General features: G+C 67.4%; 16 protein-coding genes. 12 read left to right on the forward strand and 4 right to left on the reverse strand.

The window, feature by feature from the left end:
• Nucleotides 1-163: 163 nt before the first annotated feature.
• Both RMO40_RS13420 and RMO40_RS13425 read right to left on the reverse strand, forming a co-directional pair.
• Entirely contained in the window at nt 164-1,444 is a 1,281-nt protein-coding gene (locus RMO40_RS13420) for an ATP-binding protein (RefSeq protein WP_309721959.1), read from the reverse strand.
• Nucleotides 1,445-1,529: 85 nt separating this feature from the next.
• Nucleotides 1,530-2,270: a response regulator gene (locus tag RMO40_RS13425; protein WP_309721962.1), complete on the reverse strand. Its 741-nt coding sequence runs from the start codon at nt 2,268-2,270 to the stop codon at nt 1,530-1,532.
• A 156-nt stretch (nt 2,271-2,426) separates the two neighbouring features.
• On the opposite strand from RMO40_RS13425, the gene RMO40_RS13430 reads away from it, so the two are divergent.
• From RMO40_RS13430 to RMO40_RS13460, 7 genes are all read left to right on the forward strand, one after another.
• A complete protein-coding gene (locus RMO40_RS13430) occupies nt 2,427-2,888 on the forward strand; it encodes a DUF2147 domain-containing protein (protein WP_309721965.1) in 462 nt (153 codons plus the stop codon).
• 20 nt (nt 2,889-2,908) lie between these two features.
• Nucleotides 2,909-4,045 (forward strand): cytochrome c biogenesis protein CcdA, encoded by a 1,137-nt coding sequence (locus RMO40_RS13435; protein ID WP_309721967.1) that lies wholly within the window; start codon nt 2,909-2,911, stop codon nt 4,043-4,045.
• A 79-nt stretch (nt 4,046-4,124) separates the two neighbouring features.
• Nucleotides 4,125-4,982, forward strand: a complete 858-nt coding sequence (gene dapF / locus RMO40_RS13440; protein ID WP_309721969.1) for a diaminopimelate epimerase — start codon at nt 4,125-4,127, stop codon at nt 4,980-4,982.
• On the forward strand, nt 4,979-5,659 hold the full coding sequence (locus RMO40_RS13445; RefSeq protein WP_309721971.1) for a DUF484 family protein: 681 nt from the start codon (nt 4,979-4,981) through the stop codon (nt 5,657-5,659). The genes dapF and RMO40_RS13445 overlap by 4 nt, the downstream gene beginning before the upstream one ends.
• Before the next feature lie 7 nt (nt 5,660-5,666).
• Nucleotides 5,667-6,611 carry a tyrosine recombinase XerC gene (xerC, locus tag RMO40_RS13450; RefSeq protein ID WP_309721975.1) on the forward strand — a complete coding sequence of 315 codons (945 nt, stop codon included), beginning with the start codon at nt 5,667-5,669 and terminating at the stop codon, nt 6,609-6,611.
• 197 nt (nt 6,612-6,808) lie between these two features.
• Entirely contained in the window at nt 6,809-6,949 is a 141-nt protein-coding gene (locus RMO40_RS13455; protein WP_309721978.1) for a hypothetical protein, read from the forward strand.
• A gap of 41 nt (nt 6,950-6,990) precedes the next feature.
• The gene (locus RMO40_RS13460) at nt 6,991-8,184 is read left to right on the forward strand and encodes a class I SAM-dependent methyltransferase (protein WP_309721980.1); all 1,194 of its coding nucleotides are present in this window, start codon (nt 6,991-6,993) and stop codon (nt 8,182-8,184) included.
• On the opposite strand, the gene RMO40_RS13465 is transcribed toward RMO40_RS13460, so the two are convergent.
• Nucleotides 8,174-8,686: a winged helix-turn-helix transcriptional regulator gene (locus tag RMO40_RS13465; RefSeq protein WP_309721983.1), complete on the reverse strand. Its 513-nt coding sequence runs from the start codon at nt 8,684-8,686 to the stop codon at nt 8,174-8,176. The two genes, RMO40_RS13460 and RMO40_RS13465, sit on opposite strands and share 11 nt — an antisense overlap.
• Nucleotides 8,687-8,824: 138 nt before the next feature.
• Here RMO40_RS13465 and glmS point away from each other — a divergent pair, with 138 nt between their 5' ends.
• The 3 genes from glmS to RMO40_RS13480 are packed head-to-tail and all read left to right on the forward strand — an operon-like array spanning nt 8,825 to nt 12,033.
• The gene (gene glmS / locus RMO40_RS13470) at nt 8,825-10,696 is read left to right on the forward strand and encodes a glutamine--fructose-6-phosphate transaminase (isomerizing) (RefSeq protein WP_309721986.1); all 1,872 of its coding nucleotides are present in this window, start codon (nt 8,825-8,827) and stop codon (nt 10,694-10,696) included.
• Between the two features lie 4 nt (nt 10,697-10,700).
• Nucleotides 10,701-11,438: a DUF1161 domain-containing protein gene (locus RMO40_RS13475; protein WP_309721989.1), complete on the forward strand. Its 738-nt coding sequence runs from the start codon at nt 10,701-10,703 to the stop codon at nt 11,436-11,438.
• Between the two features lie 55 nt (nt 11,439-11,493).
• The gene (locus RMO40_RS13480) at nt 11,494-12,033 is read left to right on the forward strand and encodes an isochorismatase family protein (RefSeq protein WP_309721992.1); all 540 of its coding nucleotides are present in this window, start codon (nt 11,494-11,496) and stop codon (nt 12,031-12,033) included.
• A gap of 6 nt (nt 12,034-12,039) precedes the next feature.
• Here RMO40_RS13480 and RMO40_RS13485 read toward each other — a convergent pair whose 3' ends face one another.
• Nucleotides 12,040-12,345, reverse strand: coding sequence for a hypothetical protein (locus RMO40_RS13485; protein ID WP_309721994.1), 306 nt, complete (start codon nt 12,343-12,345; stop codon nt 12,040-12,042).
• 233 nt (nt 12,346-12,578) lie between these two features.
• On the opposite strand from RMO40_RS13485, the gene arsS reads away from it, so the two are divergent.
• Nucleotides 12,579-13,553: an arsenosugar biosynthesis radical SAM (seleno)protein ArsS gene (arsS, locus tag RMO40_RS13490; RefSeq protein WP_309721998.1), complete on the forward strand. Its 975-nt coding sequence runs from the start codon at nt 12,579-12,581 to the stop codon at nt 13,551-13,553.
• Nucleotides 13,553-14,539, forward strand: a 987-nt coding sequence (locus tag RMO40_RS13495) for a VTT domain-containing protein (RefSeq protein ID WP_309722001.1), incomplete at its 3' end; no start/stop codon positions are given. The genes arsS and RMO40_RS13495, both read left to right, overlap by 1 nt.

Consider the following 14,539-nt stretch of genomic DNA (forward strand, 5'->3'; position numbering starts at 1 on the left):
GTTTCTATGGCTTTTCCGGGCGCACCCGGGCGCTTCCCGGGTGGGTCCACACGGGATTCACCCCCCGCCGTGGGGTAGCCCCGGGCTTCTCCCTCTCCCCCCGGGGGGGGGGGGCCCCCCCCCCGCCCCCGAGGGGTCAAGAAAACTTGGGGCGGCCCGGCGTTTACTTGAGAGGCAGGCTGAGCCGCGCTTCAAAACCACCTTCGGGCAGGTTGCGCAGCCGCAATCGCCCACCCAGGACGGCGGCCAGTTGGTTGGCAATGCTCAGGCCGAGGCCGGTGCCGCCGGTGTCGCGGTTGCGTGAAGGTTCGGCGCGCACGAAGGGCTGCATCACCGCGTCGAGTTGCGCCGCCGGAATGCCCGGCCCGGGGTCGCGCACCGCGATGTGCACCTCGTGCCCATCTCCCGTCTCGAGCCGCACCTCGGCTTCGCCGCCGAACTTGAGCGCGTTGTCGAGCAGGTTGGCCACCACGCGGCGCAGCGCCTGCGGCCGGGTGGTCAGCGGGGCGGCCAGGTGCCCGCTCAGGCGCGCGCGCTGGCCCGCGTCGGTGGCTTCGCACACCAGGTTGTCGAGCAGCGCGTTGAGGTCGATGGCGCGCGGGGTTTCTTGCGATGCATGCGACGTGCGCGCATAGGCCAGCCCTTCGCCCACCAGCGACTGCATCGCCGCCAGGTCGCCGAGCAGCTTGTCGCGCGTGGCGCCCTCTGGCAGCAGCTCGGTGCGCAGGCGCATGCGGGTGAGCGGGGTTTGCAGGTCGTGCGAGATGGCGGCCAGCGTGTGCACACGCTCGCTGATGTGATCGGCAATGCGCTGTTGCATGGTGTTGAAGGCCTGGGCGGCGCGCACCACCTCTTGCGGACCGTGCTCGGGCAGCGGCTGGGGGCTGCCGTGGCCGAGTGCGTCGGCCGCGGCAGCCAGTTGGGTCAGCGGCCGTGTCGCCAGCCGCACGGCCAGCCAGGCCGCGGTGACCAATGCGGCGAGTTGAACCAACAGCAGCCACAGCGTGCCGCGCGAGACGCCCATCTGCGGCGGGTTCAGGCTCAGCGTGAGCGGCGAGCCATCGGCCAGGCGCAGGGGCAGCTGCCAGGCCTCGGCCGCGCGTGTCATCGGGCCCACGCGTGCGGCGCCCAGCTCGCTCGTCACGGCGGCTGCCAGCCGCTGCGGGAGCTCGCCTTCGAGCGGCAATGCGGAGGGCAGGGCTTGCAGCGTGTAGCGGTAGTTCTGCCGTGCCAGGCGAGGCAGCCACTCGGCGCGTTCGGCGGCGGGCACCCGGTCGAGGATGGCCACCGAAGCCCCCACGTCGCGGCCCAGGTAGGCCAACATCATGTTTTGCGCCAGGTCGCCGCGCTCGCGCAGGATGGCGAGGTAGGTGAGGGCATGCGCAATCAGCAGGGCGCCGATGAGGATGAGCGCGATGCGGCCGAACAGCGACTGCGGCATCATGACAACCCCTCGGCCACTGAATACCGCGGCCGATCCCCCGTGGGGATGCGGGCCGGCTTGGGAGCGGCCCGGTGCTCGGCCCGCCTCACGGCGCCACCTCGCGCGGCACGACATTGGCGCAAAACACATAACCCTCGTTGCGCACCGTCTTGATGTAGCGCGGCTCGCGCGAGTCGTCGCGCAGGCGTTGCCGCAGGCGGCTGATCAGCAGGTCGATGGAGCGGTCGAAGGGGTCGGCGTCGCGCCCTTGGGTGAGGTTGAGCAGCTGGTCGCGGTTGAGCACACGTTGCGGGTGGTCGAGCAGCACGCGCAGCAGACGGTACTCGCCACCGGTCAGCGACACCATCGTGCCCTGGGCATCGAGCAGGTGGCGTGCGGTGGTGTCGAGCAGCCAGTCGCCGAAGGCCAGTGCGCGCGCCTGTGCCACCACCTGCAACGAAGGCGGCAGCATGCGGGTGCGCCGCAGCACCGCGCGCACGCGGGCCAGCAGCTCGCGTGCCGCAAAAGGTTTGCCGAGGTAGTCGTCGGCGCCCATCTCCAGGCCCAACACACGGTCGGCCTCGTCGCTGCGCGCGGTGAGCATCAGCACCGGCACGTGGGCCGTGCCGCGGCTGCGCAGGTCGCGGCACAGCGTGAGGCCGTCAACGCCTGGCAGCATCAGGTCGAGCACGATCAGGTCGATGCGGTTCGAGGCCATCACCGCGCGCATCTGCACGCCGTTTTCTGCGCTGCTGATGCGAAAGCCGGCGGCCTGCAGGTACTCGCGCAGCAGCTCCAGCAACTGGCGGTCGTCGTCGACGAGCAGCAGGTGATCGGGGGTGTCCATGGCGTGACCTTAAGGGCAATCGGTGACGCCGGCAGCGCGGGTTTGTATCGCTCTTTGTCTGGCGCACGGCCAGAGACACAGCCGCGACACGGCGACATGTGCCGCACACAGCCGCCGCGTGCAATGCAGGCTCCTTGACTGGATGGAGAGACCACCATGCTGATTCGCCCACTGTTCATCACGCTCTGTGCTGCCTTGCTCAGCCCCCTGGCTGCGGCGCAATCCGTGCCTTTCGGCCCCGGCGACCCACGGGGTCGCTGGATCACCGCCAGCGGCAACCTCGAAGTCGAGATCGCGGCCTGCGGCAACGCGCTGTGCGGCACCGTGACCAAGGTGCTGTCCAACAACTCGATGAGCCGCGACGGCCAGCCCATGACCCCGGCCGACCCGCGCCCGGCCTTGGGCATGAAGCTGTTGATCGACCTGCTGCCCGACGAAGGCGACACGCCCCCCACCACCTGGCGCGGCCAGATCTACAACCGCGAAAACGCCAAGACCTACCGCGCCAAGGTGGAGCTCGAGGCCAAACCCGACACACAAGGCGAACTGCTGGTGCGCGGCTATGTGGGCATCCCCCTTTTCGGGCAGACACAGCGCTGGCTGCGCGCGCCGGGTTGATGGCCGTGCTGGAGCTTGGCTTGGCCGGCGCTGCCGGTGTGGCGACCGTGGCGAGCCCGTGCGTGCTGCCGATGTTGCCGCTGCTGCTGGGTGCGGCGGTGGGTGATGTGCGGGCTTCGCGCTCGCGCCCGCTTTTCATCGTGCTGGGCTTCGTGCTGGCCTTCTCGGCCACTGCCTTGTTGTTCGGCTCGTCGGTGCGTGTGCTGGGCGTGTCGCAAGAAGCCTTGCGCCAAGGGGCAATCGTGGTGTTGTGGGCGTTCGGCGCGCTCTTGTTGTGGCCCGCCCTGTTCGAGCGCGTGATGGCGCCGATGGGGGGTGTTGCCAATTGGGCGGCGCAGCGCGGCATGCGACCCGGGCCGTGGGGCGGCCTGGGTTTGGGGCTGACGCTGGGCCTGCTGTGGACACCCTGCGCCGGCCCGGTGCTGGCCAGCATCCTGGCGTTGATTGCGGTGCAGACCGACACCACGCAGGCGGCCGCGCTGCTGCTCGCCTACAGCCTGGGCAGCGCCGTGCCCATGCTGGCCATTGCGTATGGCGGGCAGGCGGTTCTGCAGCGCACACGCTCGCTGGCGCAACACGCAGGGCGCATCCGCCAGGGCTTTGGCGTGGTGGTGATCGTGGTCGCGTCGGCCATGCAGTGGGGCTGGGACACCACGGCGGCGGCGTGGCTGTCGAACCTGGCTCCGGCGTCGTCTGCAGCGCAGAGCGACAGCGCGGGCCTGGGCGAACCGGCGCCAGAGTTTGCCGGTATCAGCACCTGGCTCAACTCGCCGCCGCTCACGATGCAGGGCCTGCGTGGCAAGGTGGTGCTGGTGGATTTCTGGACCTACGCCTGCATCAACTGCGTGCGCACCCTGCCGCACCTCACCCGCTGGCATGAGCGCTACGCCGACCAGGGCCTGGTGATCGTGGGTGTGCACACGCCGGAATTTTCGTTCGAGCGCGACACCGGCAACGTGCAGGCTGCCATCGCGCGCCACGGCATCCGCTACCCGGTGGCGCAAGACAACGGCTTTCGCACCTGGTCGGCCTACCGCAACCAGTACTGGCCGGCGGTGTACCTGATCGACCGCGAAGGGCGTGTCGTGTTCAAGCATGTGGGCGATGCCGATCAAGAGGCCATCGAGAAGCAAATACAAAGTGTGCTGGGGCGATAAGTCCGGCGCCGGGCCGTCCCAAGGCGGACGAGCCCCTTGGGGGCAGGAGCGAAGCGACTGGGGGGCGATAATCCAGCACATGAGATTGCGGTTCACCAAGATGCAGGGCGCGGGCAACGACTTCGTCGTGCTCGACGCCACGCAATCCCCCATCGAGCTGACGGCCGAGCAGTACCGTGTGCTGGGCGATCGCCGCTTCGGTGTTGGGGCCGACCAGATCCTGGTGGTGGAGAAAAGCCGCACGCCGGGAGTTGATTTCCGCTACCGCATCTTCAACGGCGGCAGTGGCGACGAGGTCGAGCAGTGCGGCAATGGCGCGCGCTGCTTCGTGCGCTTCGTGCGCGACAAGGGCCTCAGCGACAAGACCACCCTGCGTGTCGACACCGTGAGCAGCCTGCTCGAGCTGCGACTGCAAGACGATGGCCGTGTGACCGTCGACATGGGCGCGCCGATCTTCGATCTGGCCCGTGTGCCGTTTGATGCGGCCGGCGCCACGCCGCGCCGCCAAGGCGACTTTGAACTCTGGCCGCTCGACAGCGGCGTGAACGTGGCGGTCTTGTCGATGGGCAACCCGCATGCCGTGCAAGTGGTGGCCGATGTGGACACCGCGCCTGTCGAAACCCAAGGCCCGCTGATCGAACAAGACCGCCACTTTCCACGCCAGGTCAACGCCGGCTTCATGCAGATCGTGAGCCGCAGCCACATCCGGCTGCGCGTGTACGAGCGCGGCGCAGGCGAAACGTTGGCCTGCGGCACCGGCGCTTGTGCGGCCGTGGTGGCTGGCATTCGCCTGGGCCTGCTCGACGCACGAGTTGATGTCGATGCACGAGGCGGCCGCCTCAGCATCGAGTGGCAAGGTGGCAATGGTGAAAGAGACAACCACGTGCTGATGACCGGCCCGGCCGAAACCGTTTACGAAGGGGAAATTGAGCTGTGACCATCCAAGGCATCACCGAGCAAGACATCGCCAACTACCTGGCCAACACGCCCGGCTTCTTCGAGCGCCACGCCGAGCTGCTGGCGGCCATCCAGATCACCAGCCCGCACGGCCAGCGTGCCGTCTCGCTGCAAGAGCGGCAGATGGAAATGCTGCGCGACAAGCACAAGGGCCTGGAGCAGCGCATCGTCGAGATGATTCGCCACGGGCAGGAAAACGTGGCCATCGCCGACAAGCTGCACAAGTGGACGCGCGCCATCATGCTCACCACCAACCCTGGCGACCTGCCGGCGGTGCTGGTCACCGAGTTGAAGCACCAGTTCCTGATCCCGCAGGCGGGCATCCGTGTCTGGGGTGCAGCCGAGGCGTTTGGCATGCTGGCGTTTGCCAAGGGCGTGAGCGAAGACGCGCGCAGTTTTGCGTCCAGCCTGAGCTTTCCGTACTGCGGCGTGAACTCCGGGTTCGAAGCGGCGTCGTGGCTGGAAGATGCACGCCTGGTCGCGTCGATGGCGCTGATCCCGCTGCGCAGCCACAGCGATTCGGCCGAGGCCTTCGGCATGCTGGTGCTGGCCTCGCCCGACCCCACGCGCTTCAGCGCCGACATGGGCACCGAGTTCCTCGCGCGCATCGGCGAGATCGCCAGCGCGGGGCTGGCGCGGCTGTTGCCCGTCAAGTGACCTGACCATGGCCGCCGAACCGTTGACGAACGTTGACGAGGACATTCGGCGGCATCTGGTTCACCTGGAAGTCGAGCGAAGGCTCGCGCCACGCACGCTGGCCCTGTACGGCGAGTCGCTCGCCCGGTTGCAGAAGTTTGCGGCCGATGCCGGCGTGCCGATTCGTGCGGCGCAAGTCCACCACATTCGCCGCTGGGCGGCGCAACTGCATTCACAGGGCCTGGCCTCGCGCAGCATTGCGCTCACGCTCTCGGCCTGGCGTGGCCTCTACCGCTGGGCCGGGCGCGAGGGGCTGGTCGCGTTGAACCCGGTGGACGGCGTGCGTGCACCCAAGGCCGGCAAGCCGCTGCCCAAGGCGCTGTCGGTCGACCAGGCCGTGGCGTTGGCCGAACAAAGCGATGACCAAGGCAACCCGGTGATTGCCGCGCGCGACCACTGCATGGTGGAGCTGCTCTACGGCTGCGGCCTGCGTGTGGGCGAGCTGGTGGGGCTGGACCTCAACGCCAGCGGGCAAGCGGCAGGCTGGGTCGACGCCGCCGATGCCAGCGCCCACGTGCTGGGCAAGGGCAGCAAACGGCGCAGCGTGCCTGTGGGTGAGCCCGCGCTCAAGGCGCTGCGCGAATGGCTGAGCCTGCGCGGCCAGATTGCGGCGCATGACGAGGCCGCCTTGTTCGTCGGTCAGCGTGGCAAGCGCATCACCGCGGGCCAGGTGCGTGCGCGGTTGAAAGCGCGTGCGCTGCAAGCCGGCTTGCCGACCCACGTGCACCCGCACATGCTGCGGCATTCGTTTGCCTCGCACCTGCTCCAGTCAAGCGGCGACTTGCGAGCCGTGCAAGAGCTGCTCGGGCACGCCAACATCACGACCACGCAGGTGTATACGAAGCTCGACTTCCAGCACCTCGCCAAGGTGTACGACGCAGCCCACCCTCGCGCAAAGAAGCGCGGCGGGTAGCCGTTGAGCGCACACCTTGAGCGGCGCCTGATGCCGCCACAGCGTTGGAGCGGTTGAACGCCAGCGTCGACGCAAAGAACGCCAAGAGGAAATACCAAGGGCGCAAAGAAGGCGAGAAGGTCTCTTTCTTCTTTTCCCTTTGCGCCCTTTGCGTCAACGCTGGCGTTCAACACCCTTCGCCCGTCGCCACGCTGGAAGTGAGTGAGGCTTCCATCCACTTCAAGGGCTTTGCCGAGGGGCACATCCGCAACCAGCGCAAGGGGCACGCCCACATCGGTACGGTGCCGGGCAACCTCGACATGCCGGTGGTGGCCTACGACACCGAGGGCGCCAACTGAGGCGGCCATTCATCGGGGCGATGGCGGGCGACAATGGCCCCATGAAATCCATCACCCTGCGCGAAGGCAAGGAGCGTTCGCTGCTCAAGCGCCACCCCTGGGTCTTCGAGAGCAGCATCCACTCGGGCAAGGCCGACCCCGGCGAGACGGTGCGTGTGAACGCGCGCGACGGCAGCTTTCTCGCGTGGGCCGCCTTCAGCCCCAGCTCGCAGATCCGTGTGCGGGCGTGGAGCTTTGACGAGGCCGAGCGCATCGACGCGGCGTTTTTCGAGCGCCGCATCGCACAAGCCCTGGCCATCCGCCAACGCCTGCCGATTGCCAGCGACAGCGTGCGCTTGATCCACGGCGAGGCCGATGGCCTGCCGGGCTTGATCGTCGACCGTTATGCCGACACGCTGAGCGTGCAGTTTCTCAGCGCTGGTGCCGAGCGCTGGAAGGCCACCATCGCCGACCTGTTGCTCAAGGCGACGGGTCTCTCACGCCTCTACGAGCGCAGCGACGCCAGCACACGCGGCCTCGAAGGCCTGCCCGAGGTCAAAGGCTGGCTGCGCGGTGGTGACGAAAGAGCGGGCAGCACCGAAGTCACCATCCGCGAGCACAACTGGCAGCTCACGCTCGACGTGGCCGAGGGCCACAAGACCGGCTTCTACCTCGACCAGCGTGACAGCCGCAAGCTGTTCGCCGACACCGTTCGCCACTTCGGCTTTCAACGGGTGCTCAACTGTTATTGCTACACCGGCGGCTTCAGCGTGGCCGCGCTGTCCGGTGGGGCGGGGCACGTGACGAGCGTCGATTCATCGGCACCGGCGCTCGAGCGCGCCACGGCGCATGTGGCGCTCAACGGTTTCGATGCCTCGCGCCACACGGCGCTCGATGCCGACGTGAACCAGACGCTGCGCGACGCGCTGCAACGTGGCGAGCGTTATGACGCCATCGTGCTCGACCCGCCCAAGTTCGCGCCCACCGCCGCCCACGCCGAGCGTGCCGCACGTGCCTACAAAGACATCAACCGCCTGGCCTTCATGCTGCTGGAGCCGGGTGGTGTGCTGTTCACTTATTCGTGTTCGGGAGGCATCAGCGCCGACCTCTTCCACAAGATCGTGGCCGGCGCCGGGCTCGATGCCAATGCCGATGGCTTGATCTATGCCCGCACCGGCGCGGCGCCCGATCACCCGATGACGGTGACCTTCCCTGAAGGTGAATACCTCAAGGGGCTGGTGATCCTCAAGAAGTAGCCGGTGCCCGCGCTGCGCGAGGCAGCGTGATCGACGGCTCGAACTTGGCCCGGTGCACGCTGAAGAAGGTCTTGACGTTGCGCACGTTGGCGTCTTGCGTGAAGAGGCGTTGCACCAGCGCGTGGTGCGCGGCCATGTCGCTCACCTGCAGCACCAGCATGAAGTCGGGCCCGGGCGAAACGCGATAACACTGCTGCACCGCCGGCTCGGCCACGGCCCGTGCCTCGAACGCCGCCAGGTGCTCGGCGCCTTGCCGGTCGAGCGTGACTTCGGCCAGCGCGGTGAGGCCTGGGCCGAGTTTTTCAGCCGAAAGAATCGCCACCCGCCGCTCGATCACCCCGGCCTCGACCAGCCGTTTCACCCGCCGCAGGCAGGTGGCCGGCGAGGTGTGGGCGGCGGCGGCCAGGTCCTGGTTGGAGAGCGAGGCGTCGCGTTGCAAAAGCTCGAGCACCCGCAAATCGGTGTCGTCCAGGCCCAAAACGGCGGAATTTAATTCCTTCATAGCGTCATAAATGAAATATTCAATCTGTGCGATCGTTTGGCGATGGATTATTTCTCTGCCTTAACAAACTTGCAAGCATCAGCCAAGTCCTCCTGACTACCATGGCGCATCTTTTCAAGCCCTGTGGGGAGTTCATTCATGTGTGGAATCGTCGGCGCCGTCAGCACCCGCAACATCGTCCCCATCCTCATCGAGGGCCTGAAGCGCCTCGAATACCGGGGTTATGACTCCTGCGGCGTGGCCGTGCATCAAGGCGGCGAGCTGCGCCGCGCCCGCAGCACTGCGCGTGTGGCCGAGCTCGAGACCAGCGTGGCCACCGACGACGTGCAAAGCGGGACCGGCATCGCTCACACCCGCTGGGCCACCCACGGCGCGCCGGCGATGCACAACGCGCACCCGCACTTTTCCTCCGGCCCGGTCGGCAAGTCGGCCGCGTCGGGCCGCGTGGCCCTGGTGCACAACGGCATCATCGAAAACCACGACGAGTTGCGCAACGAGCTCAAGACCCGCGGCTACGCATTCGACAGCCAGACCGACACCGAGGTCATCGCCCACCTGGTCGACCACCTGTATGAGGGCGACCTGCTCGCCGCCGTGCAGCAGGCCACGCTGCGCTTGCGCGGGGCCTACGCCATCGCGGTGTTTTGCCGCGACGAGCCGCACCGTGTGATCGGCGCGCGCGAAGGCTCGCCGCTGGTGCTGGGGGTGGGCGCGGGTGATCGCCAGGGCGAGTTTTTTCTAGCGTCTGACGCCATGGCGCTGGCCGGCGTCACCGACCAGATCGCCTACCTGGAAGAGGGCGACGTGGTCGATCTGCAGCTCGGCAAGGTGTGGGTCACCACCCGTTCGCGCGATCGCTTCAGCTTCAAGGCGGTTGAGCGCGAAGTGCGCACGGTGCTCGTGCACACCGGCGCAGCCGAGCTGGGGCCGTATCGCCACTACATGCAAAAAGAGATCTTCGAACAACCGCGCGCCATCGCCGACACGCTCGACGCGGTGGAGAGCATCTCGCCCGAACTCTTTGGTGACGGTGCCTACCGCATCTTCAAAGACATCGACAACGTGCTCATCCTCGCGTGCGGCACCAGCTACTACAGCGGCTCGGTTGCCAAGTACTGGCTGGAGAGCATCGCCAAGGTCCCCACCAGCGTTGAGATCGCCAGCGAATACCGCTACCGAGACAGCGTGCCCAACCCGCGCACGCTGGTCGTCACCATCACCCAGAGCGGCGAAACCGCCGACACGCTGGCCGCGTTGAAGCACGCGCGCAGCCTGGGCATGAAACACACCCTGACCATCTGCAACGTGGCCACGAGCGCGATGGTGCGCGAGTGCGAGCTCGCCTACATCACCCGTGCCGGCGCCGAGATCGGCGTGGCCTCGACCAAGGCCTTCAGCACACAGCTGGTGGGCCTGTTCCTGCTCACGCTCGCCTTGGCGCAAGTGCGAGGCCACTTGACTGAAAACCAGGAGCTGGCACACCTGAAAGCGCTGCGCCACTTGCCAGTGGCCGTGCAGGCCGTGCTGGCGCTCGAGCCCCAGGTCATTGCGTGGTCGGAAATCTTTGCGCGCAAGGAAAACGCACTCTTCCTCGGCCGCGGCCTGCATTACCCGATCGCCTGCGAAGGCGCACTCAAGCTCAAGGAGATCAGCTACATCCACGCCGAGGCTTACCCCGCAGGTGAGCTGAAGCACGGCCCGCTCGCTCTGGTCACGGCCGAGATGCCGGTGGTCACCGTAGCGCCGAATGACACGCTGCTCGAGAAGCTCAAGAGCAACCTGCAAGAGGTGCGCGCACGCGGCGGCGAGCTGTTCGTGTTTGCCGATGCCGACTCGCACATCGAGTCCGGCGAAGGCCTGTCGGTGATCCGCATGCCCGAGCACTACGGCGCGCTGTCACCCATCCTGCACGTGATCCCGCTGCAGCTGCTGGCGTATCACACGGCGTGTGCACGGGGGACGGACGTGGACAAGCCCAGAAACCTGGCCAAGAGCGTGACGGTAGAGTGAGGGCATGAGCGTGGCTCCAGAAGAATGCCAACCCCGATTGAACGCTGGCGGCTCATCGCACCCAGCGTCGTCAAGCCTGTGCCATGCGCTGGCCGCCGCAACGATGTTTGTCGCCGGCGGCGCGCAGGCGCAAACCCCCGCCTGCGACCAGTTGAAGAACACCCTGGCCGCGCGCATCGACCCCAGCATCCGAGGTTTCACGCTTGAGACCGTGGCGGGCGATGCGCCTGTGCCGCCGGGCGCGAAGGTGATCGGCACCTGCGAGGTCAATGCCTACAAGATCCTGTTCCGGCGCGGTGGTGACACGCGGCCCGCGCCCTTTGGTGGCAATGCAACCGCGCCGGCCCTCAAGCCCGCTCCGGCGGCGCCGACCCCACCCCCCAACCCACCGCCGGCGCCAGCGGCCAAGCCAGTTCCCACTCCCGCCCCGCCGCCCCCTGCTGCACCACCCCCCGCACCCAAGCCCGCGCCCGAGAGGGTGAGCCTCAACGAGGCGGTGATGATGGGCCCCATGGCACCACCGTCACCACCGGTCACGGCCCCGGCGCCGCGAGCGCAGCCCGACCCGGCGCCTGCTGCGTCGGCCGAGCCCTCGCCACTCCACGGCGCTGGCTTCATGGCGCGCCACTGGCAATGGATCGTGCCGCTGGTGTCGGTGCCGCTGCTGGCCTGGGCCTGGCTCTGGTACGTGCGCCGCAGGGATTACGACGAGGCCGGCTTGCCGCGCGGCCCCAGGCTCTGAGACGGCCCAAGGACGTGTAGCCTAGGCGGCTCAACCCACGCCGACAGGAACCCTCATGCGCGCGCTGCTCATCATCGACGTCCAGCGAGGTGCTTTCGACGGCCTGCGCTGCCCTCCGATTGCGTCGTCCGAACGGCTGCTTGCCCATGCGAGCGCCTTGCTGGTCGCCGCGCGTGGGGGCGGCCACCCCGTCGTGTTCGTCCAGCATTGCGACGAACCCGGTTCGCCTTTTGAAGAGGGCACTGAACACGGGCAACTGCACGAGGCGCTCGCGCCGGCGACCGGGGAGCTGGTCGTGAAAAAACATGCGTCGAGTTCATTCGAGGGCACCCGTCTCGATGCCCAACTCAAGGCGCGCGGTGTGACCGAGCTGGTGCTGTGCGGTTTGCAGAGCGAGTTCTGCGTGTCCAACACCACCCGATCGGCGCTGCAACTCGGCTACACCGTGCGCGTCGCCGAAGACGGGCACAGCACCTGGCCCTCTGAAGGCCGCAGTGCTGGCGAGATCGAAACCGAGGTCAACGCCCAGCTGGCAGGTGCGGGCGCGGCGCTCGAGACCACCGAAGGCCTGTGCGCCGCGCTGCGCCGCAGCTGAGGCCCGTCAACAGCGGGCGCGGTGGATCAGTTGGTCGGCCAGGCGTTGGGCGCGGCTGGCGTTGGTGGTTCCGTCCAGGTCTGCAAAGCGCCGGTGGCTGTCGAAGTAGATGTTTTCGGCGGTCGTCTGAAGCGTGGGCAGCATGTCGAAGACAAACGCCTGCATCGCCAACCCCCCCAGGTCGCGCTCGATGATGTCGCGCGCCAGGCGAGCCGCGGCGCGGTATTTCGCCGCGTTCATGCCGACGTGCCGGGAGTCAATCACTTCCAGAAAGACGATCTGGTCTCGTAGCAGGGTCAGGTCCGGGTTCAATGCACTCTCCAACGGGGTCTACACCCGTGGAGATGATTCTCAGACCCCTGCACGCCCCCGAAGCCGCGAGTTGGGCAGCGAAAGTCGCCCTTATGTGGCGAAGTCCCGCAACGCAAAACATTTTTCCCGTGGGTGTAATTTTTAGGGCCTTCTTAACGAATAAGAGGCATAACGATCATGCGAGGCGTGGGCCATGCTGTGCCCACCCACCACAACCCACCCGGACGCCACCGATGCACGAGACCCTGCACCTGCTCGCCAAGACCGATTTCCCGCCCTTGGCCCGCGCTGCCTTGACCACGCTGCAAGTCAACCTCGGCTACCGCTGCAACCAGAGCTGCCTGCATTGCCATGTGAACGCCAGCCCGCAGCGCACCGAGATGATGGACGGCGAGACGGTCGACCTGGTGCTGGCCGTGCTGCGCGAGCGGCGCATTGAAACGCTCGACCTGACCGGCGGCGCCCCCGAGTTGAACGAGCACTTTCGCCGCCTGGTGCAGGCCGCACGCGCGCTGGGGGTGAAGGTGATCGACCGCTGCAACCTGACCATCCTGTCGGAGCCGGGGCAAGAGGGTCTGGCCGAGTTTCTGGCCGGGCAAGGCGTGGAGGTGGTGGCCTCGCTGCCTTGTTATTCGGTGGCCAACGTCGACCGCCAGCGGGGTGACGGTGTGTTCGAGCGCAGCATCGCCGGGCTGCAGGCGCTCAATGCGCTGGGCTATGGCCTCGACGGCTCGGGGCTCACGCTCAACCTCGTCTACAACCCGCAAGGCCCGGCGCTGCCGCCACCTCAGGCGGCCCTGGAGGCCGATTACAAGCGCGAGCTGGGTGAACACTTCGGCATTCGTTTCAACCAGCTGTTTGCGCTGACCAACATGCCGATTCAGCGCTTTGGCAGCACGCTGGTCTCCAAGGGCACGTTCCAGACTTACATGCAGCTGCTGAAGGGCGCCTACCGCCCCGAGAACCTGGGCACGGTGATGTGCAACAGCATGCTCAGCGTCGATTACCAGGGCGACCTGTACGACTGCGATTTCAACCAGATGCTGGGCCTGCATGCGCGGCTCAACGGCCAAGGCCGGGCGCACCTGCGTGACCTGCTCGCGCACAGCGCCGCCGGTGAGCGCATCCGCGTGGCCGACCACTGTTATGGCTGCACCGCCGGCCAGGGCAGCAGCTGCGGCGGGGCGCTCGACGCCAAGGCCGCGTGATGGCGGCGCCGTTGACCAAAGCGCTGCGCTGGGCCGCCGCGGCGGTGGTCTTGGTGCTGGTGGTGCTGCTCTACCGCCACTACGAGCTGGGCAGCCTGCTCACGCTCGACTCGCTCAAGGCCAGCCGAGACAGCCTGCTCGCCCAATACCAAGCCAACCCGGGGGTCACGCTGGCGGCCTTCTTCGTGGTCTACGTGGCCGTGACGGCACTGTCGATCCCCGGCGCCACCGTGCTCACACTGGCGGCCGGCGCCATGTTCGGCCTGTGGGTGGGCCTGCTGCTGGCGTCGTTTGCGTCGAGCATCGGGGCCACTCTCGCCTTTTTGGCCTCGCGCTATTTGTTGCGCGACAGCGTGCAAGGCCGCTTCGGCAAGCAGCTCGCGCCCATCAACGAAGGTGTGAAACGAGACGGCGCGCTCTACCTGCTGACCCTGCGCCTGGTGCCGGTGTTCCCCTTTTTCATGATCAACCTGGTGATGGGTTTGACGCCCATTCCCGCACGGCGCTTCTATTGGGTCAGCCAGCTCGGCATGCTGGCGGGCACCGCCGTCTACGTGAACGCCGGCACCCAGCTCGCCGCCATTCAAAGCCTGCGCGACGTGGTGTCGCCGGGGCTGCTGTTGAGCTTCGCGTTGCTCGGCGTGTTCCCGCTCATCGGCAAGGCGGTTGCCAACTGGCTCAAGGCGCGCAAGGTCTACGCCAAGTGGCCCAAGCCGAAGAGCTTCGACCGCAACATCGTGGTGATCGGCGCCGGCTCGGGCGGGCTGGTCACCTCGTACATCGCTGCTGTCGTGAAGGCGCGTGTGACCCTGGTCGAAGGCCACAAGATGGGTGGCGACTGCCTCAACTTCGGCTGTGTGCCGAGCAAGGCGCTGATCCGCTCGGCCAAGCTTGCGCATCAGATCCGCAAGGCCGGTGCGCTGGGTGTGCGTGATGCGCACGGCACGGTCGACTTTGCCGCCGTGATGGCGCGGGTGCAGCGTGTG

This window comes from Rhizobacter sp., from assembly GCF_031412075.1.
Taxonomy (GTDB): domain Bacteria; phylum Pseudomonadota; class Gammaproteobacteria; order Burkholderiales; family Burkholderiaceae_C; genus Rhizobacter.